The sequence below is a fragment of the Candidatus Pantoea floridensis genome, assembly GCF_900215435.1.
In the GTDB taxonomy this organism is placed as follows: domain Bacteria; phylum Pseudomonadota; class Gammaproteobacteria; order Enterobacterales; family Enterobacteriaceae; genus Pantoea; species Pantoea floridensis.
In genome coordinates, this window is the sequence record NZ_OCMY01000001.1 from 1,226,917 (window position 1) to 1,249,446 (window position 22,530).

At 58.1% G+C, this 22,530-nt stretch carries 19 protein-coding genes; 10 read left to right on the top strand and 9 right to left on the bottom strand.

The window, feature by feature from the left end; genetic code table 11:
• Window positions 1-2 precede the first annotated feature (2 nt).
• The 7 genes from uca (at window position 3) to urtE (ending at window position 9,891) form a co-directional block, all read left to right on the top strand.
• The gene (uca, locus tag CRO19_RS05775; protein ID WP_097094997.1) at window positions 3-3,620 is read left to right on the top strand and encodes an urea carboxylase; all 3,618 of its coding nucleotides are present in this window, start codon (window positions 3-5) and stop codon (window positions 3,618-3,620) included.
• A 9-nt stretch (window positions 3,621-3,629) separates the two neighbouring features.
• Window positions 3,630-4,328 (top strand): GntR family transcriptional regulator, encoded by a 699-nt coding sequence (locus CRO19_RS05780; protein ID WP_097094998.1) that lies wholly within the window; start codon window positions 3,630-3,632, stop codon window positions 4,326-4,328.
• 28 nt (window positions 4,329-4,356) lie between these two features.
• Window positions 4,357-5,625 carry an urea ABC transporter substrate-binding protein gene (gene urtA / locus CRO19_RS05785; protein WP_097094999.1) on the top strand — a complete coding sequence of 423 codons (1,269 nt, stop codon included), beginning with the start codon at window positions 4,357-4,359 and terminating at the stop codon, window positions 5,623-5,625.
• A gap of 140 nt (window positions 5,626-5,765) precedes the next feature.
• Window positions 5,766-7,331 (top strand): urea ABC transporter permease subunit UrtB, encoded by a 1,566-nt coding sequence (gene urtB / locus CRO19_RS05790; protein ID WP_097095000.1) that lies wholly within the window; start codon window positions 5,766-5,768, stop codon window positions 7,329-7,331.
• Window positions 7,331-8,407 (top strand): urea ABC transporter permease subunit UrtC, encoded by a 1,077-nt coding sequence (gene urtC, locus CRO19_RS05795; protein WP_097095001.1) that lies wholly within the window; start codon window positions 7,331-7,333, stop codon window positions 8,405-8,407. The genes urtB and urtC overlap by 1 nt, the downstream gene beginning before the upstream one ends.
• A complete protein-coding gene (gene urtD, locus CRO19_RS05800) occupies window positions 8,400-9,191 on the top strand; it encodes an urea ABC transporter ATP-binding protein UrtD (protein ID WP_097095002.1) in 792 nt (263 codons plus the stop codon). The genes urtC and urtD overlap by 8 nt, the downstream gene beginning before the upstream one ends.
• A gap of 1 nt (window position 9,192) precedes the next feature.
• On the top strand, window positions 9,193-9,891 hold the full coding sequence (gene urtE / locus CRO19_RS05805; protein WP_097095003.1) for an urea ABC transporter ATP-binding subunit UrtE: 699 nt from the start codon (window positions 9,193-9,195) through the stop codon (window positions 9,889-9,891).
• A 107-nt stretch (window positions 9,892-9,998) separates the two neighbouring features.
• Here the strand turns inward: urtE and CRO19_RS05810 are convergent, their stop codons facing one another.
• The 3 genes from CRO19_RS05810 to rbsK are packed head-to-tail and all read right to left on the bottom strand — an operon-like array spanning window position 9,999 to window position 13,261.
• Entirely contained in the window at window positions 9,999-11,012 is a 1,014-nt protein-coding gene (locus CRO19_RS05810) for an aldose 1-epimerase family protein (protein ID WP_097095004.1), read from the bottom strand.
• Window positions 11,009-12,334, bottom strand: coding sequence for an L-fucose:H+ symporter permease (gene fucP, locus CRO19_RS05815; protein ID WP_097095005.1), 1,326 nt, complete (start codon window positions 12,332-12,334; stop codon window positions 11,009-11,011). The genes CRO19_RS05810 and fucP overlap by 4 nt, the downstream gene beginning before the upstream one ends.
• Before the next feature lie 9 nt (window positions 12,335-12,343).
• Window positions 12,344-13,261, bottom strand: a complete 918-nt coding sequence (gene rbsK, locus CRO19_RS05820) for a ribokinase (RefSeq protein WP_097095006.1) — start codon at window positions 13,259-13,261, stop codon at window positions 12,344-12,346.
• Between the two features lie 360 nt (window positions 13,262-13,621).
• Between rbsK and deoR the strand changes: the two genes are divergently transcribed.
• Together deoR and ettA are read left to right on the top strand one after the other, a co-directional pair.
• Window positions 13,622-14,386 carry a DNA-binding transcriptional repressor DeoR gene (gene deoR / locus CRO19_RS05825; protein WP_097097599.1) on the top strand — a complete coding sequence of 255 codons (765 nt, stop codon included), beginning with the start codon at window positions 13,622-13,624 and terminating at the stop codon, window positions 14,384-14,386.
• A 238-nt stretch (window positions 14,387-14,624) separates the two neighbouring features.
• Window positions 14,625-16,292, top strand: a complete 1,668-nt coding sequence (gene ettA, locus CRO19_RS05830) for an energy-dependent translational throttle protein EttA (RefSeq protein ID WP_097095007.1) — start codon at window positions 14,625-14,627, stop codon at window positions 16,290-16,292.
• Window positions 16,293-16,341: 49 nt separating this feature from the next.
• On the opposite strand, the gene nadR is transcribed toward ettA, so the two are convergent.
• The 3 genes from nadR to serB all read right to left on the bottom strand — a co-directional run bounded on the left by nadR (window position 16,342) and on the right by serB (window position 20,050).
• On the bottom strand, window positions 16,342-17,568 hold the full coding sequence (gene nadR, locus CRO19_RS05835) for a multifunctional transcriptional regulator/nicotinamide-nucleotide adenylyltransferase/ribosylnicotinamide kinase NadR (RefSeq protein ID WP_097095008.1): 1,227 nt from the start codon (window positions 17,566-17,568) through the stop codon (window positions 16,342-16,344).
• Between the two features lie 105 nt (window positions 17,569-17,673).
• Window positions 17,674-19,059, bottom strand: a complete 1,386-nt coding sequence (radA, locus tag CRO19_RS05840; RefSeq protein WP_007886867.1) for a DNA repair protein RadA — start codon at window positions 19,057-19,059, stop codon at window positions 17,674-17,676.
• Between the two features lie 13 nt (window positions 19,060-19,072).
• A complete protein-coding gene (gene serB / locus CRO19_RS05845) occupies window positions 19,073-20,050 on the bottom strand; it encodes a phosphoserine phosphatase (RefSeq protein WP_097095009.1) in 978 nt (325 codons plus the stop codon).
• 107 nt (window positions 20,051-20,157) lie between these two features.
• Between serB and CRO19_RS05850 the strand changes: the two genes are divergently transcribed.
• Window positions 20,158-20,832 carry a YtjB family periplasmic protein gene (locus CRO19_RS05850; protein ID WP_097095010.1) on the top strand — a complete coding sequence of 225 codons (675 nt, stop codon included), beginning with the start codon at window positions 20,158-20,160 and terminating at the stop codon, window positions 20,830-20,832.
• Window positions 20,833-20,969: 137 nt separating this feature from the next.
• Here CRO19_RS05850 and yjjG read toward each other — a convergent pair whose 3' ends face one another.
• From yjjG to CRO19_RS05865, 3 genes are read right to left on the bottom strand one after another with little or no spacing between them, the layout of a single operon-like run.
• On the bottom strand, window positions 20,970-21,653 hold the full coding sequence (gene yjjG / locus CRO19_RS05855) for a pyrimidine 5'-nucleotidase (RefSeq protein WP_097095011.1): 684 nt from the start codon (window positions 21,651-21,653) through the stop codon (window positions 20,970-20,972).
• Between the two features lie 19 nt (window positions 21,654-21,672).
• Window positions 21,673-22,113, bottom strand: a complete 441-nt coding sequence (gene rimI / locus CRO19_RS05860; protein WP_097095012.1) for a ribosomal protein S18-alanine N-acetyltransferase — start codon at window positions 22,111-22,113, stop codon at window positions 21,673-21,675.
• Entirely contained in the window at window positions 22,085-22,495 is a 411-nt protein-coding gene (locus CRO19_RS05865; protein WP_097095013.1) for a DNA polymerase III subunit psi, read from the bottom strand. Before CRO19_RS05865 ends, rimI begins: the two co-directional genes overlap by 29 nt.
• Between the last annotated feature and the right edge of the window lie 35 nt (window positions 22,496-22,530).

Here is a 22,530-nt window from a genome sequence, read left to right on the forward strand (position 1 = left end):
GCATGTTCAGCACCGTTTTGATTGCTAACCGTGGCGAAATCGCCTGTCGCGCCATCCGCACCTTAAAACGCCTCGGCGTGAAAAGCGTCGCCGTCTATTCCGATGCCGATCGCAACGCGCGCCACGTCAAAGAAGCCGATGTGGCGATCGCGCTTGGCGGCGATAAAGCCAGCGACAGCTATCTGCGCATCGATAAAATCCTCGCCGCCGCGCAGGAAACCGGCGCCGAAGCCATCTGGCCCGGCTACGGTTTCCTCTCGGAAAGCCTGCCGTTCGCCGATGCCTGTGAAAAAGCCGGTATCGCCTTTGTCGGCCCCACCGCGCAGCAGATTGGCGAGTTTGGCCTGAAACACCGCGCGCGTGAATTAGCCGCCAGCGCTGGCGTGCCAATGACGCCGGGCACACCGCTGCTGAGTTCGCTGGACGAAGCCTTAAGCGCCGCCGACAGCATCGGTTACCCGGTGATGCTGAAAAGCACCGCTGGCGGCGGTGGCATTGGTCTGACGCGCTGCGCCGACGCCGACGCGCTGCGCAACGCGTGGGAGAGCGTGCGCCGTCTTGGCGAGCAGTTCTTCAGCGATGCGGGGGTGTTTTTAGAACGCTGCATCGACCGCGCGCGCCACGTTGAAGTGCAGATTTTTGGCGACGGCCGCGGCAAAGTGATTGCCCTCGGCGAACGCGACTGCTCGCTGCAGCGCCGCAACCAGAAAGTGGTGGAAGAAACCCCGGCGCCGAATCTGCCACAGGCCACGCGTGAAGCGCTGCTCTCTTCGGCGGTGCGCCTTGGCGAGCGGGTCAACTATCGCAGCGCCGGTACGGTGGAGTACATCTACGACGCCGAGCAGGATGCTTTCTACTTCCTCGAAGTGAACACCCGCCTGCAGGTGGAACATCCGGTCACCGAATGCGTCACCGGTCTCGATCTGGTGGAGTGCATGCTGCAAGTGGCGGCGGGCGATGCCATCGACTGGGCGCGTCTGCAGCAGGTACCGCAAGGTGCGTCAATTGAAGTGCGTATTTACGCCGAAGATCCGTTGAAAAACTTCCAGCCCAGCCCCGGCGTGCTGACCCACGTCAGCTTCCCGGATGATGTGCGCGTCGATGGTTGGTTCGACACCGGCACCGAAGTCTCGGCGTTTTACGATCCGATGGTGGCCAAACTGATCGTGCATGCCGAGACGCGTGATGCGGCGCTAGCAAAAATGCAGCAGGCGCTAGGTGCCACGCAGCTACACGGCATTGCCAGTAACCTCGATTATCTGCGCCAGATCGTCGCCACCGAGGCGTTCCGCAGCGGCAAGGTGTGGACGCGCTTCCTCGACAGCTTCACGCCATCCGCCAGCGTGATTGAAGTGCTGCAGCCCGGCACCTTCAGCAGCATTCAGGATTTCCCTGGCCGCCTTGGCTATTGGGATATCGGCGTGCCGCCATCCGGCCCGATGGACGATTTCGCCTTCCGCCTCGCCAACCGCATTGTCGGCAACCACGACAGCGCCGCGGGCCTCGAATTCACCCTGCAAGGCCCCACGCTGCGCTTCCATAGCGATGCGGTGATCGCCTTAACCGGCGCCGATTGCCCAGCCGATATTGATGGCGACAGCATCGCCTACTGGCAGCCCGTCAGCGTTAAAGCAGGTCAAACCCTGACGTTAGGCCGCGCCCAAAGCGGCTGCCGCACCTATTTAGCGGTGCGCAACGGCTTCGACGTGCCGGAGTATCTCGGCAGCCGCTCAACCTTCTCGCTCGGCCAGTTTGGCGGCCACGCCGGACGCACCCTGCGCGTCGCCGATATGCTGCCGATCTCCCAGCCGCAGCTGCCGGCCTGCACCACGCCCGCGCCGGTTAGCGCACCGCAGCCGCTCGATCATGCACTGGTGCCGCATTACGGCAGTGAGTGGCGCATTGGCGTGCTGTACGGACCGCACGGCGCACCGGATTTCTTCACTCAGGCGGCAATTGATGAGTTCTTTGCCAGCGACTGGCAGGTGCACTACAACTCCAACCGTCTCGGCGTACGCCTGGTTGGCCCAAAACCCACGTGGACGCGCGCCAACGGTGGTGAAGCCGGTCTGCACCCGTCTAACGTACACGACTGCGAATACGCCATTGGCGCGGTGAACTTCACCGGCGACTTCCCGGTGATCCTGACGCATGACGGCCCAAGCCTCGGCGGCTTCGTCTGCCCGGTGACCATCACCAAAGCCGAGCTGTGGAAAGTGGGCCAGGTGAAACCGGGCGACCGCATTCGCTTCCACCCGATCAGCGCTGACGAAGCGGTGGCGCTGGAAAAAGCCCAGGCGCACAGCGTGGCCACCCTGCGCAGCGCGCATGCACCAACCTTTACCGTGCCATCGCTGGCCGCTAGCGACATCGGCTCCGCCACCCTGCTGGCGGCGTTACCGGCCACGGCAACCACGCCCGCGGCGGTCTATCGTCAGGCGGGCGACAAATATGTGCTGATTGAGTACGGCGACAACGTGCTGGATCTGGCGCTGCGCCTGCGCGTGCATCTGCTGATGAATGCGCTGCGTGAGCGCGCGGTGCCCGGCGTGGAAGAGCTATCGCCTGGCGTACGCTCGTTGCAGGTGCGCTACGACAGCCTGATCCTCAGCCAGAAACAGCTGATGCAGCTGCTGCTGGAATTGGAGGCTGGACTTGGCGATGTCAGCCAGCTGAAAGTGCCGTCGCGCATTGTCTGGCTGCCAATGGCGTTCGAAGACAGCGCCACGCTCGGCGCGGTTGAGCGCTACAAAGAAACCGTGCGCGCCAGCGCACCCTGGCTACCGAACAACGTCGATTTTATCCAGCGCATTAATGGTTTAGCCAGCCGTGAAGCGGTGCGCGACACGATTTTTGACGCCAGCTACCTGATTCTCGGCCTCGGCGACGTCTATCTCGGCGCACCGTGCGCGGTGCCGATCGATCCACGCCATCGCCTGCTGAGCTCCAAATACAGCCCGGCACGCACCTTCACCGCCGAAGGCACTGTTGGCATTGGCGGCATGTACATGTGCATCTACGGCATGGATTCACCGGGTGGCTATCAGCTGGTGGGCCGCACCCTGCCAATCTGGAACAAGTTCCTCAAAAACCCGCAGTTCGCCGCCGACGAGCCCTGGCTGCTGCACTTCTTCGATCAGGTGCGCTTCTACCCGGTAACGGAAGATGAGCTGACGCAGCTGCGCGATGACTTCCGCGAAGGCCGCGCCACGGTGCGCATCGAAGAAACGGTATTCGACTTCGCCGCGCATCAGCAGTTCCTGGCCGATCATGCTGCATCGATTCGTGATTTTCGTCAGCGCCAATCCGCCGCCTTCGAACAGGAGGTGACGCTGTGGGCGCAGGAAGAGCAGAACGCGCCGCTCACCAGCGAGGAGACGTTGGTGGTGGCCGAAGCCGACGACGATGCGCTGGCGGTGTGCGCCGATATGAACGGCAACATCTGGAAAGTGCTGGTTCAGCCGGGTGACGTGGTGGAGGCCGGTCAAACGCTGATCATCGTGGAAGCGATGAAAATGGAACTGGCGATTGTCGCGCCGCAGGCAGGCCAGGTGAAACGCATTGCCTGCCAGGCAGGACGTCCGGTGAGTCCGGGCGATGCCCTGCTGTGGCTGGAATAAGGAGACGGCATGAACACGAACCCACGCAGCAAAGGTCGCCCTGAAGCATTGGCCGAGAAAGTGTATCAGGCGCTGAAACAGGACATTTTTGAGTTCCGCCTGATGCCTGGCGACCGTTTCAGCGAAAACGAAATCGCCGACCGGCTGGAAGTCAGCCGCACGCCGGTGCGTCAGGCGTTGTTCTGGCTGGAGCGCGAGGGCTACGTCGAAGTGTGGTTCCGCAGCGGCTGGCAGGTGAAGCCGTTCGACTTCGCCTATTTCGAGGAGCTGTACGATCTGCGTACCGTACTGGAGTGCGAAGCGGTGCGCCGCCTGTGCGCGCTGCCTGTTGCGCAGTGCGCACAAACCTTAACGGCATTGAAAAGCTTCTGGATCGATGCGCTACCGCTGGCCGATGGCAAAGCGGTCTCCGCGCAGGATGAAGCCTTTCATATGGCGCTGGTGGCGGCCGCCGGCAATCAAGAGATGGCGCGCATCCACGCCGAACTGACCGAAAAAATCCGCATCATTCGCCGTCTCGATTTCACCCGCGACGACCGAATCGAGGCGACATACCGCGAACACGCTCAGATTTTACGGGCGATTTTCCAGCAACAGACCGAGGAGGCGCAGCGCATTTTAACCGACCACATCGCCGTCAGTAAGGCTGAGGTCAGAAAGATCACATTGCATATGTTACAGCAGGCTCGACTTCAACCCATTGAATAACAACATAAACACAGTTAGGGGTTTACTGATGAAAAGACGTTCGTTGCTCAAGGCTTTTGCGCTCTCTGCCTCGGTGGCCAGCATGGGCTTTGCCTTTGCCGCACAGGCTGCTGACACCATCAAGGTGGGCATTATGTCCTCACTCTCCGGCACCATGGCGATCTCCGAGACGCCGCTGAAAGACGTGGCGCTGATGACAATCGATGAGATCAACGCCAAAGGCGGCGTGCTGGGTAAAAAGCTGGAGCCAGTGGTGGTGGATCCGGCCTCCAACTGGCCGCTGTTCGCCGAGAAAGCGCGCCAGTTGCTGACGCAGGATAAAGTCGCGGCGGTATTCGGCTGCTGGACCTCGGTCTCGCGCAAATCGGTGCTGCCGGTGTTTGAAGAGCTGAACGGCCTGCTGTTCTATCCGGTGCAGTACGAAGGCGAAGAGATGTCGCCGAACGTGTTCTACACCGGTGCCGCGCCTAACCAGCAGGCGATTCCGGCGGTGGAGTACCTGATGAGTGAAGATGGCGGCAGCGCTAAACGCTTCTTCCTGCTGGGCACCGACTACGTCTATCCGCGCACCACCAACAAGATTCTGCGCGCTTTCCTGCACAGCAAAGGGGTGCAGGATAAAGATATCGAAGAGGTCTACACGCCGTTTGGTTACAGCGATTACCAGACCATCGTTTCCAACATTAAAAAATTCTCTGCCGGTGGCAAAACCGCGGTGATCTCCACCATTAACGGCGACTCCAATGTGCCGTTCTACAAAGAGCTGGCGAATCAGGGCATCAAAGCCACCGATATTCCGGTGATCGCCTTCTCAGTGGGTGAAGAGGAGCTGCGCGGTATTGATACCAAACCGCTGGTTGGTCAGCTAGCGGCGTGGAACTACTTTGAGTCGGTGGATAACCCAACCAACGCTAAGTTTGTCGCCGATTACCGCGCCTATGCCAAGGCACACAATCTGCCGAACGCCAATACCGTCGTCACTAACGATCCTATGGAAGCGACCTACGTTGGGCTGCATATGTGGGCACAGGCGGTGGAGAAGGCCGGCACCACGGATGTAGACAAAGTACGCGCGGCGATGGCGGGCCAGACTTTCAAAGCGCCGGACGGTTTCACTCTCACCATGGATAAAACCAACCACCACCTGCACAAGCCGGTGATGATTGGCGAAGTGGAAGAGAACGGCCAGTTCAACGTGGTGTGGCAGACCGAGCAACCGGTGCGCGCCCAGCCGTGGAGCCCGTACATCGCGGGTAACGACAAGAAGCCCGATCATCCGGTGAAATCAACGCAGTAAGCCCTCACCCTAACCCTCTCCCGCAAGCGGGAGAGGGAATTGATCGAGCATACATTTGGCAGCATCCCCCTCTCCCTGTGGGAGAGGGCCGGGGTGAGGGCATCAGACCGCACCTAACTACCTCCTTCAGGGCCAGAACCATGACAATTCGCCGTTATCTCTGCTGTCTGCTGTTACTGCTGCCCTGGCTCGCCCAGGCGGGCGATGGCGCAGACTTCGCGGCCGCCAGCCGCACCCAACAAGCTGCGCTGCTGCAACAGTGGGCCGCCGCGCCGCAGGCCAGCCGCTTGCCGCTACTCGAGGCGTTGCGCAATGAAACCGTGGTCATCGACCAAAAACAGCAGCCGTTCAGCAAACAGGGCGATACGTTGCAGCCGCTCGACAGCGCGCAACAGCCCAGCGGCGACACGAAAAAGCTGTTTATGAATAATCGGCTGCGCGTAGTAATCGCCAGCGCCCTCGCCGCTCACCAGCTGGTGAGTGAGGATCCGGCGATCCGCTTACGCGCCGCACAACAGCTGCAAAACGATGGCGTCGCCGACATGCTGCCATTGATTGAGCAGCGCCTCGCCAGCGAGAAAGACACGCAGGTACACGCGGTGCTGCTGATGGCAGCGGCCAACCTGCAACTCGCCAGCCCGGATGCCACGCTGCGCCTCAACGCGGTGACGCTGCTCGGCGAATCCAGCGATCCCAACATGCAGGCTAGCCTTACTCGCTTAACCCAGGCCAGCAATGAACCCGATGCCAAAGTACGCGAGGCCGCCGCCGCCAGCCTGAAGCAGATTAAACAGCGCCTGATGTGGGGCGATCTGCTCGGCCAGGCGTTTACCGGCCTGTCGCTCGGCTCGATTCTGCTGCTGGCGGCACTCGGCCTGGCGATCACCTACGGCCTGCTGGGGGTGATCAACATGGCGCACGGTGAAATGCTGATGCTCGGCGCCTACGCCACCTGGTTTGTGCAGAGTCTGTTCCAGCAGTTTGCGCCGCAGTGGCTGGCCTGGTATCCGCTGCTGGCGCTGCCGGTGGCATTTCTGGTCACCGCCTGCATGGGCATGCTGCTGGAGCGCACCATTATTCGCCATCTGTACGGACGTCCGCTGGAAACGCTGCTCGCCACCTGGGGCATCAGCCTGATGCTGATTCAGCTGGTGCGCATGCTGTTTGGTGCACAAAACCTCGAGGTGGCTAACCCAGGTTGGCTCTCCGGCGGCCTGCAGCTGTTGCCGAATCTGGTGCTGCCGTACAACCGCATCGCAGTGATCCTGTTCGTATTTGCCGTTCTGGGCCTCACCTGGCTGCTGCTAAACAAAACCCGGCTTGGCCTCAGCGTGCGTGCCGTGACGCAGAACCGGGCGATGGCCGACTGCTGCGGCGTGCCCACCGGACGCATCGATATGCTGGCGTTTGGCCTCGGTTCCGGCATCGCCGGGCTCGGCGGCGTGGCACTGTCGCAGTTGGGCAACGTTGGCCCAGAGCTCGGTCAGGGTTACATCATCGACTCTTTCCTTGTGGTGGTGCTGGGCGGCGTTGGCCAGCTGGCGGGCACTGTCGTGGCGGCGTTTGGCCTCGGCATTCTTAACAAAGTGCTGGAGCCACAGATTGGCGCAGTGCTGGGCAAAATCCTCATCCTCGTGCTGATCGTGCTGTTTATCCAGAAACGTCCGCAGGGGCTGTTTGCCTTCAAAGGGAGGGTGATTGACTGATGAGCCAACCAATGACGTTAACCTTCGCGCGTAAAGCGCCGCGCCTGACCCTCAGCCTGGGTGTAGCCATCACGGCGCTGCTGCTGGTGCTGCCGTTTTGCGCCCTGCTGCCCGCCACGCATCCGCTGGCGATCTCCACCTACACGCTGACGCTGGTCGGCAAAATCCTCTGTTACGCCATCGTCGCGGTAGCGCTCGATCTGGTGTGGGGTTACGCCGGTTTGCTGTCACTCGGTCACGGCCTGTTTTTCGCGCTCGGCGGCTATGCGATGGGCATGTATTTGATGCGTCAGGCCTCCGGCGACGGCTTGCCGGCGTTTATGTCGTTTCTTTCGTGGAACAAGCTGCCATGGTTCTGGGCGGGCACGCAGCATTTCGCCTGGGCGCTGTGCCTGATCGTGCTGGTGCCGGGCCTGCTGGCGTTGATGTTCGGCTTCTTCGCCTTCCGCTCGAAAATCAAAGGCGTCTACTTCTCCATCATGACGCAGGCGCTGACCTACGCCGGCATGCTGCTGTTTTTCCGTAACGAAACGGGCTTCGGCGGCAACAACGGGTTTACCGGCTTCACCACGCTGCTTGGCTTCAACGTCACCGCGACCGGCACGCGCATCGGGCTGTTCGTTGCCACGGTGCTGCTGTTGCTGGTGAGTCTCGGCATCGGCTTCGCGCTGGCACGCAGCAAATTCGGCCGCGTGCTGACGGCAGTGCGCGATGCGGAAAACCGCCTGATGTTCGTCGGTTACGATCCCAAAGGCTTCAAGCTGTTTGTCTGGACGCTCTCGGCGGTGCTGTGCGGGCTGGCGGGCGCGCTCTATGTGCCGCAGGTTGGCATTATCAATCCGAGTGAAATGTCGCCGACCAACTCGATTGAAGCCGCAATCTGGGTGGCGTTAGGCGGACGCGGCACGCTGATTGGACCGCTGCTTGGCGCGGCGATCGTTAACGGTGCCAAGAGCTGGTTTACCGTCGCCTTCCCGGAATATTGGCTGTTCTTCCTCGGCCTGATGTTTATCCTGGTCACGCTGTTCCTGCCGCGTGGCGTGATTGGCCTGCTGCGCCGGAGGCGTGATGACTGAACACCTGTTTACCCAACCTCATCCAGCGGATCGTCATCGTGCGCAGACCGATCCGGTATTGCAGCTGGAGAAGATCAATGTGTCGTTCGACGGTTTCCGCGCGCTGACCGATCTTTCCCTGAAGATCGGCGTCGGCGAACTGCGCTGCGTGATCGGCCCCAACGGCGCGGGTAAAACCACGCTGATGGATGTGATCACCGGTAAAACCCGGCCGGACAATGGCCAGGTGATCTACGACCAGGATACCGATCTCAGCAAAATGTCGCCGGTGGAGATCGCGCGCGCCGGCATTGGACGCAAGTTCCAGAAACCCACGGTGTTTGAAGCGCTCACGGTGTTCGAGAATCTGGAAATCGCGCTGAAAAATGACAAATCGGTGTGGGCCAGCCTGCGCGCCCGGCTGAACGGCGAGCAGCAGGATCGCATTGATGAGGTGTTAAAGCTGCTACGACTCGGCGGCGAGCGTCAGCGTCAGGCCGGTTTGCTGTCGCACGGCCAGAAGCAGTTTCTGGAAATCGGCATGCTGCTGGTGCAGGACCCGCATCTGCTGCTGCTGGATGAACCGGCGGCGGGCATGACCGATGCCGAAACCGAGTACACCGCCGAGCTGTTTCGCAGCCTCGCCGGCAAGCATTCGCTGATGGTGGTTGAGCACGACATGGGCTTTGTCGAAACCATTGCCGATCACGTTACCGTGCTGCATCAGGGCCAGGTATTGGCCGAGGGATCGTTACGCGAAGTGCAGGCGGACGATCGGGTTATCGACGTTTATCTGGGGCGCTAACATGCTGCAAGTGGCGGATCTGAATCAATTTTACGGCGGCAGCCACATTCTGCGCGGCCTGTCTTTTGAGGCTAAACCAGGTGAAATCACCTGCCTGCTGGGACGCAACGGCGTGGGCAAAACCACGCTGTTGAAGTGTTTGATGGGGCTGATTCCGGCCAAATCCGGCGAGATTCGCTGGCAGGACAAAGTGATTAACGGCCGTAAGCCACACCAGCGCGTGCAGGCTGGCATCGCTTATGTGCCGCAGGGGCGTGAAATCTTCCCGCGTTTAACGGTGGAAGAGAATCTGCTGATGGGGCTGGCGCGCTTTTCTGGCGCGCAGGCCAAAGCGGTGCCGGAGGAGATCTACCAGCTGTTCCCGGTGCTGCGCGAGATGAAATCGCGCCGTGGCGGCGATTTGTCGGGCGGTCAGCAGCAGCAGCTGGCGATTGGCCGCGCCCTCGCCTGTTCACCAACGCTGTTGATCCTCGATGAGCCTACCGAAGGGATCCAGCCGTCGGTGATCAAGGAGATCGGCGAGGTGATCCGCCAGCTGGCACAACGCGGTGATATGGCGATCCTGCTCGTCGAGCAGTTTTACGATTTCGCCGCCGAGCTGGCCGACAGCTATCTGGTGATGTCGCGCGGTGAGATCGTGCAGCGCGGCGCCGGATCCAGCATGGAAGCCGACGGCGTGCGCGGGTTGGTGGCGATTTAGTATCAACTCGCACATACCGTAGCGGCGCAATTTATTGCGCAATGTAAAGGTCAAATGCGCGCAATAAATTGCGCCGCTACGTTCAGTGCAAATGTTGGCAGCTAAAATTACAAAATCCCGGTTTCGACGCTGAAGTGGCGCTGCTCGCCGGGGGCCAATTCGATCAACGTTCCCGCGCGCTGCGCCGCCTTGAACCCCTCCGGGCGGCAGGTTGCCGGCAGCACATAGGCAGCGACCTGCTGATCGCGATTATGCAGCATCCAGCGCGTAGCGTGTGGGAAATGCTGGCTGGAGAAGCGCGTCATCAGGGCAAAACCCTGCGGCGAGTGCAGCTCGAACTGCACCTCATCGCCATACTGCTGCAGATCGTCAGCGAAGAATACGATCTCTGGATCGCACATCTCCGGCTGATCCAATGGCTGAAACGCCTGCGGATCGGCCGCCAGCCGCTCGGTATAAGCGCGCCACTGCGGCGTAGGCTTGACGTGTGCCGGGATCGAGGTGCGCAGCTGGAACGCATCCGTCTGGATTGACTGCTGGAAACGGCCCTGCTCAATCCACGCGCTGTTGAGATGGCACATGTACTGCAAGGGCATCGGCGCACCGGCCAGATTGGTGACGTTCATCTCAATGTGCAGCCTTGCCGCATTGGCCTCAAGCCGCACTGCAGGCGCAGCGAGATAATGATGACCGAAGCCCTTCACATATTCGGTTTCGCCTTCCAGCGACAAACGATCGTTTTCCAATACCATCCACGCGCTATCCATACGCGCACAGGCCATTTCGCCGTGCAGCGGATGGTTGTCATCGGCCGCCGGGCAGCCGTTGGCCAACAGCCCGGAGTGGAAAGCAAAGCAGCCGTAGGTATCAATTATCGAACTGCCGAGCAGCGGCTGTTTAAAGCTGTGCCCCATCGTGAGCGAATGCCCATCAAAATGGGCGTCCCATATCATCTGGCCGTAAAACGGCAGCACGATCACCGTGCCGCGAGGGTTGCTGATGCGCACCGCTTCCACGCCCGCCGGGTAGCGAAACAGCTCAACGTGAAAAGTCTCGTTGCGTAGCAGCGTACTCGGTGTTTCCTGAAACTGTTCCCGACGTAACGGTAAACGGGTTTTCATGGCATCTCCTCGACTAAACGACCGGCCGCTTCCGCCTGCTTTTTATGGCGCAGCTCACCCCAGAAGAAGAAGCCAACCCAGGCAAAACACAGCAGTGATACGCCAAAGGCCAGCTGCATCGATCCCAGATGATCGGAAACAAAGCCCTGCAGCGCGGGAATAAAGGCGGCACCGACAATCGACATCACGATAAACGCACCAGCAACTTCAGTGTATTTGTTATCGACAGTCGCCAGCGTACCGGCATAAATGGTCGCCCAGCAGGGACCGAACAGCGCGCTGACAAAGATGGCGGCATACACGGCAGTAAAGTTCGGCACAAACATCACCCACGCTAGCGTGATCACGCCGAGTACCGAGTAGGCAATCAGCACTTTTTCCGCGCGGAAACGCGTCATCAGGAAGTTGGCCACAAACTTGCCGATAAAAAAGCCGATAAAGCTATAAATCATGAAGTTGGAAGCATGACGTTCGTTGGTTGCGCCGAGCGTCAGCGCCAGACGAATGGTGAACGACCACACCGCCACCTGCATGCCGACATACAGAAACTGGGCCAGGATGCCGCGTTTAAAGTGACGATTGGCGGCCAGATAGCGGAAGGTTTCGCCGAGCGACGGCAATGATTTTTCGCTGCTTTCTGGTTTACAGCGCGGATAGCGGGTGAACAGGAACAGCAGCATCACCACCACCAGCACCATAACCAGATATTTGTACGGTTCCAGCGTGTGCTCCAGCATGGAAAGGCGGAACGCGTGCGCCTGTTCAGCGTTCATGCCCGCCAGCTGGCTTGCCAGACTGTCGCCATCCTGGAATACCAGATATTTGCCCAGCACGATGCCCATTAAAGCACCCACGGGATAGAACGTCTGGCTGATGTTGAGGCGCAGCGTGGCGTGATCGCGATGTCCAATCATCGAGCTATAAGTATTCGCCGCGGTTTCGAGGAAGCTCAACCCAATAGCGATAGCAAAAATCGCCGCAAGGAACATGGTGTAAGTCGCCATGTGTGAAGCGGGATAGAACAGCACGCAGCCGACGATATACAGCGCCAGACCGAGCAAAATCGCCAGTTTGTATGTCGCTTTGCGGATCACCAGCGAGGCCGGAATGGCAATCAGGAAGTAGCCGCCGTAGAACGCGCTCTGCACCAGCGCGCTGGCGAAGTCGCTCAACGCGAATACGCTTTTGAACTGGGTGATCAGGATATCATTCAGACTCGCCGCACAGCCCCACAACGGGAACAGGCACGAGAGCAAAATGAACTGGAACAGCGGCGTTTTATTCAAATAGCCATCAGATTGCTGAACAATGTTCGTTTGCATAACTCGACCTCAATGAACGTTGAGAAAACGCTGGAAGGTTTCCGCGTCGGGATAGGAGCGCTGCGTGCCGCGACCGGTCACGCTGCAGGCGGCATAGGCGGAGGCTTGTACCATCGCGCCCGCAATATTGCCGGTTTTCACCAGCGCCTGTGCAAAGCAGCCAATGAAGGCATCGCCCGCGCCGCTGGTGTCCACCGCGTTGACAGCGGTAGGTGCCACGTGATGCAGCTGGTCGCCAGACATCCACAGCGAACCGCGGCCGCCGAGCGTGATGATCAGGTTTTTCAGCCCGCGTTTGAGCAGTGATTGCCCCGCCAGTTGCACTTCTTCATCGGTGTTAACCGGCATACCGGTGAGGATCTCCAGCTCGGTTTCGTTCGGCATGAAAAAGTCGCATTTACAGGCGTAGTCAATATCGAGATCCGCCACGGCGGGTGCCGGATTGAGGATCACGTTGATATCGTGCTGGCGGGCAAAATCAATGGCGTAATAGACGGTTTCCAGCGGGATCTCCAGCTGGAGGATGATAAGCCTACAGGCTTTCAACGCGTCGGCGGCGGCATCGATATCGGCTGGTTTCAGCTGCTGGTTGGCTCCTTTGATAATCAAAATGCGGTTTTGTGATTGATCGTCGACGAAAATCGGCGCGACACCGCTCGAGGTACCGGGCGCGGTCGTTACAAAGCGCGTATCAACGCCCTGCTGTTGCAGATTGGCTACGGTGTTCGGCGCGAAGAGATCGTCGCCAACTTTGCTGACCATCATGACGCTCGCCCCCATTTTCGCTGCCGCAACCGCCTGATTCGCACCTTTACCGCCACAGCCAATGGCAAAATCGGGGGCTTCCAACGTTTCCCCTGCTTTAGGTAACTGATTGGTATAGGTAATGAGGTCAACCATGTTTGACCCAATGACCGCGATATCCATTTTTTTCTCCCGGTAAATTTTCAACGCCTAAATGTTATAAAAATCACAATATCAGGTTAATAAAGTTAATTATGTGATAAATTTCACACCTCAGAGTTGCCAATAAAAGCCGAAGAACAGCCAAACACTCATGGAATGGAATGTTATTATTCTAACAAAGCAACATCATTAAGAAGTAAGCCAACCGATGAGCGAAGCGCGGTGATTAAGGATTTGCGTGGCGTTTGCGGGGCGATCTCATTACAGGTAAGATTGAAAACCGACCTGCGGGACAGGTCGCAACTGATTAAAAACTGTGAGATTTATCGTGATTTTTGACCAGGCAACTTCGACTTCAGGATTCATAACGCAGAGATGATCATGGAAACCCGGCGCGACGAACGTATTCACAAGTTGGCTCAGGCGTTAAAACGCACTGATAAACTGCACCTGAAAGACGCGGCGCAGCTTCTGGGCGTTTCAGAAATGACCATCCGCCGTGACCTTACCGAACCCGCCTCAAGCGTGGTGCTGCTAGGCGGTTATATTGTTAGCGATCCGAAAAACCACGCTGGCCACTATTTCATTTCCGATCAACATGGACAAAATGCCGCGCGCAAGCAGCGCCTGGCGCAGGCCGCGGCAGACCTGATCGGTGAAAATGACACGGTGTTTTTTGATTGCGGCACCACGCTGCCTTACATCGTCGATGCGATCCCAGATGGCCTGCCCTTCACGGCGATTTGCTGCGCCATGAACACCTTCCTGGCGCTGAAAGAGAAACCGGCCTGCAATGTGATCCTTAGCGGCGGCGAGTTTCATGCTGATAATGCGCTGTTTACGCCGATTGGCGCACATTCGATCCTCGACGATCTCTGCCCCACGCTGGCCTTTATCTCCGCGGCGGGGATCGACCATGAACAGGGCGCAACCTGCTACAACATCAATGAACTGGCGATGAAGCACCATGCCATGCTGCGAGCGCGCCAGCGCGTGCTGGTGGCCGACAGCAGTAAGTTTGGCAAAGTGCTGCCGGCACGGATTGGCGACCTGCGCGGTTTTGATTTGCTGGTGAGCGACAGCGCACCGGAACCGGCGCTGAAGAACTGGCTGGCGCAACATAACATCCCACTGCGCCTGCCGTAAGATCATAGTTCCTGTATTTTCAATAATCTGCTCACGATCCATACCCTAAATAATTCGAGCTGCAGCAAGGCGGCAAGTGGGTTCATCCCCAGGAGCATACATAAGTATGTGACTGGGGTGGACACACGCAGCCAACGCCGCTGCAGCTCGAAGTATGACGGGTATGAATAAAGGGGGAAAACGGCTAAACTTCTGCATCAGTTGTCCACCACTCACAGACCAAAAGGCTCATAACAACGTGGCTCAATTCGTCTATAGCATGCATCGCGTCGGCAAAGTCGTTCCGCCGAAGCGTCACATCCTGAAGAATATTTCTCTTAGCTTCTTTCCTGGAGCAAAAATCGGCGTCCTCGGCCTGAATGGCTCCGGTAAATCGACGCTGTTGCGCATCATGGCCGGTATCGATACCGATATCGAAGGGGAAGCACGCCCGCAGCCGGGCATTAATGTTGGCTATCTGCCGCAGGAACCGCAGCTGAACCCGGAACACACCGTACGTGAATCCGTGGAAGAAGCGGTTTCCGAAGTGGTGGGTGCGCTGAAGCGCCTTGATGAAGTCTATGCGCTGTACGCCGATCCGGATGCCGATTTCGACAAACTGGCCGCCGAGCAGGGCCGTCTGGAAGAAGTGATCCAGGCGCACGATGGTCACAACCTTGATACGCAGCTGAACCGTGCGGCCGATGCGATGCGTCTGCCAGACTGGGATGCCAAAATCGCCACCCTTTCTGGTGGTGAACGTCGCCGCGTCGCGCTGTGTCGTCTGCTGCTGGAAAAGCCAGACATGCTGCTGCTCGACGAACCGACCAACCACCTGGATGCGGAATCCGTGGCGTGGCTTGAACGTTTCCTGCACGACTTCGAAGGTACCGTTGTGGCGATCACGCACGACCGTTACTTCCTCGATAACGTCGCTGGCTGGATTCTGGAACTGGACCGCGGCGAAGGTATTCCGTGGGAAGGTAACTACTCTTCCTGGCTGGAGCAGAAAGATCAGCGTCTGGCGCAGGAAGCCTCTTCTGAAGCTGCGCGTCGCAAATCTATCGAGAAAGAGCTGGAGTGGGTGCGTCAAGGCGCGAAAGGCCGTCAATCGAAGGGTAAAGCCCGTCTGGCACGCTTTGAAGAGCTGAATAACACCGATTACCAGAAGCGTAATGAAACCAACGAACTCTTCATTCCACCTGGCGCGCGCCTCGGCGACAAAGTGCTGGAAGTGACCAATCTGAAGAAATCGTATGGCGATCGCGTGCTGATCGACGATCTGACCTTCTCCGTACCAAAAGGCGCGATTGTCGGCATCATCGGTCCGAACGGCGCAGGTAAATCCACGCTGTTCCGCATGATGTCAGGCCAGGAGCAACCCGATTCTGGCACCATCGAGCTGGGCGAAACCGTCAAGCTGGCGTCGGTTGATCAGTTCCGTGACGCGATGGATAATTCCAAAACCGTATTTGAAGAAGTCTCTGGTGGCCAGGACATTATGCGTGTCGGCAATACCGAGATGCCTAGCCGTGCTTACGTTGGCCGCTTTAACTTCAAAGGCACCGATCAGGGCAAACGCGTCGGTGAGCTGTCAGGTGGCGAGCGCGGTCGTCTGCACCTCGCGAAACTGCTGCAAGTGGGCGGCAACCTGCTGCTGCTCGATGAACCGACCAACGACCTCGACATCGAAACCCTGCGCGCGCTGGAAAACGCCCTGCTGGAATTCCCTGGCTGTGCCATGGTGATCTCGCATGACCGTTGGTTCCTCGACCGCATCGCCACCCATATCATCGATTATCAGGATGAAGGCAAGGTGGAGTTCTTCGAAGGTAACTTTACCGAATACGAAGAGTACAAGAAACGCACCCTCGGCGCCGACGCGCTCGAGCCAAAGCGTATCAAGTACAAACGTATGGCGAAGTAAGGGTTATTACGTGAAAAAGGCGCCGACTGGCGCCTTTTTTATGGCTGAATTAACTGCCCAGCATCTGCTTCACCAACTCTACACAGCGCAGGAAGCGCGCATCGTAGTCATCCTCTTTTACGTGGACAAACTCAATATTGTTTTCGCGCAGCATGGTGATGAGCATCGTCTGGAACTCACGGCGATCCATTGAGCTGCCGAGGCTGCGTAAACCATCCGCCACCCACGGCACATTGTTCTCCAGCAGAATCACCAGATCGAAACGGTATTCATCAATCAGCGCCTGCACAAACGGATGTTCACGCCCTTCGTACTTGAGGCAAAACGCCTGCGTGGTGATGAAGTCAGTATCAATAAAGGCGACTTTGCTGGCGTATTTCACCGCGAAATCGATGTACTGCGCCTGTCCCAGCGCGATTTTGTCGTAGTCGGAATACTGTAACGCCATCTCATCGCCGCCGAGGTGCGAGAAGACATAGTCGCGGCCATATTCCCACGCGCTGGTGGTATTGAAGATGTTTGCCAGCTTGTTCACCAGCGTCGATTTACCGCTCGACTCGCCGCCCAGCACCGCCACGGTGCGCACGAAGAACGGCTTCACTTCGGTAGGAATGTATTCCCAATAGCGGAACGGATCCTGGCGAATCTGACCGCCGCTGATGTTCATAAACGATCGATTAGGATCAACCACCACCGCCGGAATACCGAGGTGCTGCTCATACATCGCGGCATCAGGTTCTTCGCTGGTGTAAACACAATTCGGCTCTATGCCCTGCTCAGCCAGAAACGTTTTAACGCCGCCGCTCCACACGTCCCAGCCGTGCGGATAAGGTTCAATGCCTTCCTCATTAAACGAGTGGATGCGGATATTTTTCTGGTATTTGAAGGTTTGCAGCAGCCAGCGCAAACGATCGCTGATGGTCGGCTGCTGTGACATGGCGCTGTTTTCAAACAGTTCACGATCGCGCGGATCGTCGTGGCCCATGATGATATGCAGTTCATCCACCTGGCTACAGGCGCGCTGGATCAAATAGATATGGCCGGTGTGCAGCGGATAAAATTTACCAAATACCACACCAACGGTTTTGTCGCGACGGGGAAATTCCAGCCCCAGAAAACGGTGTAACGCTTCCAGCTTCTGCGCGCTCGGGCTTTTGATTTTGGCGTTGAGCAGTTGGCTTAAGTAGCCTTTGGTCATTCCGCTGGCATCGGCAACCTGCTGCAGCGTGTGGCCTTGCTGGCGAATGGCTGTTTTCAGGTAGTCAAACGATGACATTTAGTGCCTCCTGCGTGGAATAAAGGGCGGTGCGGCCTTTAAGACGGTGCGCATAAATGCGCACCCTACGAATGTAGGGTCGGCATTCATGCCGACCGGTAAAACTTACAGCTCATCCAGAATCGCCAGCGCATCCGCCAGCTTCTTCGCGCTATACACCTTCATCCCTTCTACCGGCTTCTTCGGTGCATTGCCGGCCGGGACGATAGCGCGCTTAAAGCCGTGCTTCGCCGCTTCGGAAATACGCTCCTGACCACTCGGCACCGGCCGAATTTCGCCCGCGAGTCCGACTTCGCCAAAGATCACCAAGTCCTGCGGCAGCGGACGATCGCGGAAGCTGGAGACCATCGCCATCAAAAGTGCTAAATCGACGCTGGTTTCGGTGACTTTTACCCCGCCGACCACGTTGACGAATACATCCTGATCCGCCATCTGCAACCCGCCGTGGCGATGCAGCACCGCGAGCAAAATAGCCAGACGATTCTGCTCCAGGCCTACCGCCACGCGGCGCGGATTGCCCATCATTGAGTGATCGACCAGCGCCTGAATCTCCACCAGCAGCGGGCGCGTGCCTTCCCATAGCACCATCACCGAGCTGCCCGAGGTGATTTCATCACCGCGTGACAGGAAAATGGCCGACGGATTGCTCACTTCACGCATGCCCTGCTCGGTCATAGCGAACACGCCGAGCTCATTCACCGCACCAAAGCGGTTTTTATGGCTGCGCAAGGTACGGAAACGTGAATCAGCATCACCATCCAGCATTACCGAACAGTCGATACAGTGTTCCAGCACTTTCGGGCCGGCCAGCGAGCCATCTTTGGTGACGTGGCCGACCATAATGATCGCCACGCCGCGCGTCTTAGCGAAACGCGTCAGGTACGCGGCGGTTTCACGCACCTGCGCTACGCTGCCCGGCGACGACTGGATCTCCGCCATGTGCATCACCTGGATCGAGTCGATCACCATCAGTTTCGGCTGTTCCTGCTCGGCGATCAGGCAGATCTGCTCAATGCTGGTTTCCGACAACATATTCAGATTTTCGGTCGGCAATCCCAGACGATGGGCGCGCATCGCCACCTGTTGCAGCGACTCTTCGCCGGTGACGTACAGGGTTTTCATCCCTTCCGCCAGCTTGCACATTACCTGCAGCAGCAGCGTCGATTTACCGGCGCCCGGATTACCGCCAATCAGAATGGCGCTGCCCGGCACCACGCCGCCGCCCAGCACGCGATCGAACTCTTTGAAACTGGTAGAGAAACGCGGCAGGGCTTCGAGACTGATTTCCGATAGCTTCTGCACGCGGCTAACGCCCGCGTTGCCGCCGGCATAACCGCTCAGACGCTCGTTACGCGCCGCCGCAGGCGAGGCGGCAATGCGCACCTCGGTGATGGTGTTCCACGCATGGCAGGCGCTGCATTGCCCCTGCCAGCGCGGATAATCAGCGCCACATTCGTTACAAACGAAGGCGCGTTTTGCCGCTTTGGCCAAATCAAATCCTCAGTTAACGCTCTTCGTGAATCAGGCTGCCGGTCAGGATGCAGAATACGCCCATCAGGTCAGCATGGCGGATGATGATTTCCGTCTGCTCATTCACTTTAGGTTTAGCATGATACGCGATACCCAGCGCCGCCGTTTTAATCATCGGCAGATCGTTAGCGCCATCGCCAATCGCCACGGTTTGTTCCGGGGCAATCTCAAAGCGTTGTGCCAGATCGTTCAGGGTATCGGCTTTAAATTGAGCATCGACAATCTGTCCCAGCACCTGGCCAGTCAGCTTGCCGTCGCGAATTTCCAGCTCGTTAGCGACTGCCGCAGCCAGATGCAGCGTTTGACGCAAGTAGTCGGCATAAAACGTGAAGCCGCCCGAGGCAATCGCCACCTGCCAGCCCAACGCCTGCAGTTTCTGCACCAGCGTGGTTAAACCCGGCATCAGCGGCAGCGCATCACGCACCTGCATCAGGATATTGGCATCGGCGCCCGCCAGGGTGCCCACGCGCTCGCGCAGACTGGCTTTGAAATCGAGTTCGCCGCGCATCGCGCGTTCGGTGACGTCCGCAACCTGCTCGCCGCAGCCCGCCAGTTTAGCGATCTCATCGATGCACTCAATCTGGATAGCGGTGGAATCCATGTCCATCACCAGTAAACCTGGCGTTTTCAAATGCGGGATCTTACCGAGTGGCGCCACGTCGAAACCAGCTTCGTGAGCCAGTTTGCTGGCGCGCGGCGTCAGTGAACCGGCTAACCGTACCACCTGATACTCATCGACATTCCAGGCGCTGACGATCACCATCGCCGCACCGAGCTTGTGCTGGTAATCGGTCAGTGTTTGTTTATCGAGCCCGCGCCCATACAGCAGCCAGCCAGTCCGACCGGCACGGTAATCCAGCGGCATCACTTCATCACCGCTGAGGGAAAGGGGTAGACCCGGCCAAAGTGAAACATCGGCGGGCAGATCGCACCAGGTAAGACGATTTGGCATTACAGCTCCTGTAGGGACAACAAAACCACGCAAGAGGCTACCTTGTCTGCGCGGGTTCTGGCAACATAATTGCCAGCCTTTCTGCTGTTACATCACACGGGTTTCTGATGGTTAAAACCGCACTGAAATTTCGCCTGCATCGCACGGTGATTGTTCTTATCTCGCTGGCTCTATTAGTGGTACTGATGCAAGGCGCATCCTGGTTTAGCCTCGGCCACCAAATGGCGCGATCCGAACAGGTTGAAGAACTGGCGCACACGCTGACCCGACAAGTCGCCTTCAGCCTTAAACCGCTGATGGACAACAGTGATGATAACCGTGCGCAGATTGCTGCCATCCTCAATCAAATGACCGACAACAGCCGCATTCTTGATGCCTCAGTTTATGCTGACGACGGCAGCCTGGTGGCACACAGCGGCGAGAGCATTAATGTGCGCGACCGTCTGGCGCTGGATGGCAAACGCGCGGGCAGCTACTTCAACCATCAAATCGTGCAACCACTGGAAGGCAAAGAGGGCCCGCAAGGTTTTCTGCGCGTCACGCTGGATACCCATGTGTTGGTGACGGAATCCCGCCAGGTGGATAACACCACCAATATCCTGCGTTTGATGATGTTACTGGCGCTGGCCATCGGCATTATCCTGACGCGCACCCTGCTGCGTGACCGCCGCACCCGCTGGCAGCAATCACCGTTCCTGCTAACGGCCAGCCGCACGGTGAAAGAGGATAAAGAGAAAGAGGAAGAAGAAGCGGCGGCCTCAGAGACAGAAAAAGGGCGTTAACAACATCGGCGGTTTTACCTCATCTGAACGCTTCATGAAGAGATTCGTGAATAGATACTTGAATAGATTTTTTGCACAAAAAAGCCCGCACAGCGGGCTTCTTAGCATCATCTCGATGTTAACGATGAATAGATACTTTAAGCTTCAATAATTAACGCTTCCAGCTCAGCCAGCGTTTTTACCTGCCAGGTTGGCGTGATATGTTCCGGCAACGGACGCGTACCGTGATCGATCCAGCAGGTCTTCAGGCCAGCATTCATGCCGCCGAGAATGTCCGATTCTGGCGTATCGCCCACCATTAGCACGCGGCAGCGATCCGGGTTACCCAGTAACGCCAGCGTGTGATCAAAAATCGCCACGTCCGGTTTCGGCACGCCCACCTGCTCGGAAATGACGAGCGCATCAAAGATATCGCGGAAACCGGTGCGTTCAAGACGCGCCTGCTGTAGCGCCGTGAAACCATTGGTGATGATAGCGATCTTCACTTTGTCTTTCAGCGTATTCAGCAGATGCGCCGCGCCCTCAAGCGGCAGGCAGATATCGGCCATGGCGCTGAGAAAATCGCTATTAAGCACTTCCGGCGCCACGCTGAGCTTTTCACCCCACAAGGTGAAACGGCGCGTTTGCAGCTGCAGCGCGGATATAGTGCCATTCTGATAATCAACCCATAACGGTTTGTTGATCGCCTGATAGTCGCTGTAATCCTGCGCGCTAAACTGCACGTCGTAGCGGGCAAACATACGCTGCAAACCGGCATAAGCATCGAAATGGAAAAGCGTGTCGTCTGCATCAAACAGGATGCAGTCCCAGTCGTTTAGCATGGTGCTCCTTTCAAATCGCTTAAAGGGTTAGCGCCATAATAATGGCATCTTCTCGCCCGCTGGCGGTGGGATAGTAGTTGGGCCGTACGCTCACCTGGTGGAAATCCAGCTGCTCATATAATGCAATCGCCGGTGTATTTGAGGCGCGCACTTCCAGCCACAGCGTCATCACGTCGCGCTGTTCCAGCTCGGCAATCACATGCTGCAACAGCTGGCGCGCGAGGCCACGACGCTGAAAATCGGGATCTATCGCGATGTTAAACAGCGACGCTTCATCCAGCACCACTTGGGTGATGGCAAATCCAGCCAGCTGACCTTCTGCTGCAATGCGGAAATTAACAAAACGTTCGCCTTGGTTGCTGGCAAACGTCTGCTCGCTCCACGGGAAAGCATGCGCGCGACGTTCAATTGCCAGCAGCTGCGGCTGGTCTTCAGGGGTGACTAAAGAGATGGCTGTCATGGTTACACATCTGTTGCCACAGGGCGCGTTTTGCCGCGCCGCTGCTGATCAGTTCATTAAAAACGGCGGTATTGAAGGTAATGCCGTTAAAGGGATGCTCGCTCTCCACGCCCAGCAACCAGCCGGCGCAATCCACCTGCTCCGGCAGCATTTGCAGCTGTTCGGGCGTTAGCGCCATCACCTGCGCAGGTTGGATATTCAGCGCACGCAGCACGTCGCGAATCAGCGGTTCTTGCAGCGTCGGCGCCTGTTCGGCTACCAACACTAAACGCGTATCGGGCAAAAGCGTGACGGCAATTTCCCCTTGCAGCACGCGCGGACGCCGCAGCTGATACTGCGTGATCCCCATTTGCTGTAGAAGCCAGTCGCGCCTTGTGCTCATGCTATTACCCGTTATGCTGCCAGAATGCGACGCTA

Excerpts from the sequence above, each read along its gene's own strand:
- nadR (WP_097095008.1), bottom strand. The coding sequence starts at position 17,568 with ATGTCATCGTTTGACTACCTGAAAACAGCCATTCGCCAGCAAGGCCAC.
- urtD (WP_097095002.1), top strand. The coding sequence starts at position 8,400 with ATGACTGAACACCTGTTTACCCAACCTCATCCAGCGGATCGTCATCGT.
- CRO19_RS05780 (WP_097094998.1), top strand. The coding sequence starts at position 3,630 with ATGAACACGAACCCACGCAGCAAAGGTCGCCCTGAAGCATTGGCCGAG.
- uca (WP_097094997.1), top strand. The coding sequence starts at position 3 with ATGTTCAGCACCGTTTTGATTGCTAACCGTGGCGAAATCGCCTGTCGC.
- CRO19_RS05865 (WP_097095013.1), bottom strand. The coding sequence starts at position 22,495 with ATGAGCACAAGGCGCGACTGGCTTCTACAGCAAATGGGGATCACGCAG.
- urtE (WP_097095003.1), top strand. The coding sequence starts at position 9,193 with ATGCTGCAAGTGGCGGATCTGAATCAATTTTACGGCGGCAGCCACATT.
- serB (WP_097095009.1), bottom strand. The coding sequence starts at position 20,050 with ATGCCAAATCGTCTTACCTGGTGCGATCTGCCCGCCGATGTTTCACTT.
- deoR (WP_097097599.1), top strand. The coding sequence starts at position 13,622 with ATGGAAACCCGGCGCGACGAACGTATTCACAAGTTGGCTCAGGCGTTA.
- urtC (WP_097095001.1), top strand. The coding sequence starts at position 7,331 with ATGAGCCAACCAATGACGTTAACCTTCGCGCGTAAAGCGCCGCGCCTG.
- fucP (WP_097095005.1), bottom strand. The coding sequence starts at position 12,334 with ATGCAAACGAACATTGTTCAGCAATCTGATGGCTATTTGAATAAAACG.
- rbsK (WP_097095006.1), bottom strand. The coding sequence starts at position 13,261 with ATGGATATCGCGGTCATTGGGTCAAACATGGTTGACCTCATTACCTAT.
- urtB (WP_097095000.1), top strand. The coding sequence starts at position 5,766 with ATGACAATTCGCCGTTATCTCTGCTGTCTGCTGTTACTGCTGCCCTGG.
- urtA (WP_097094999.1), top strand. The coding sequence starts at position 4,357 with ATGAAAAGACGTTCGTTGCTCAAGGCTTTTGCGCTCTCTGCCTCGGTG.
- yjjG (WP_097095011.1), bottom strand. The coding sequence starts at position 21,653 with ATGCTAAACGACTGGGACTGCATCCTGTTTGATGCAGACGACACGCTT.
- CRO19_RS05850 (WP_097095010.1), top strand. The coding sequence starts at position 20,158 with ATGGTTAAAACCGCACTGAAATTTCGCCTGCATCGCACGGTGATTGTT.
- rimI (WP_097095012.1), bottom strand. The coding sequence starts at position 22,113 with ATGACAGCCATCTCTTTAGTCACCCCTGAAGACCAGCCGCAGCTGCTG.
- CRO19_RS05810 (WP_097095004.1), bottom strand. The coding sequence starts at position 11,012 with ATGAAAACCCGTTTACCGTTACGTCGGGAACAGTTTCAGGAAACACCG.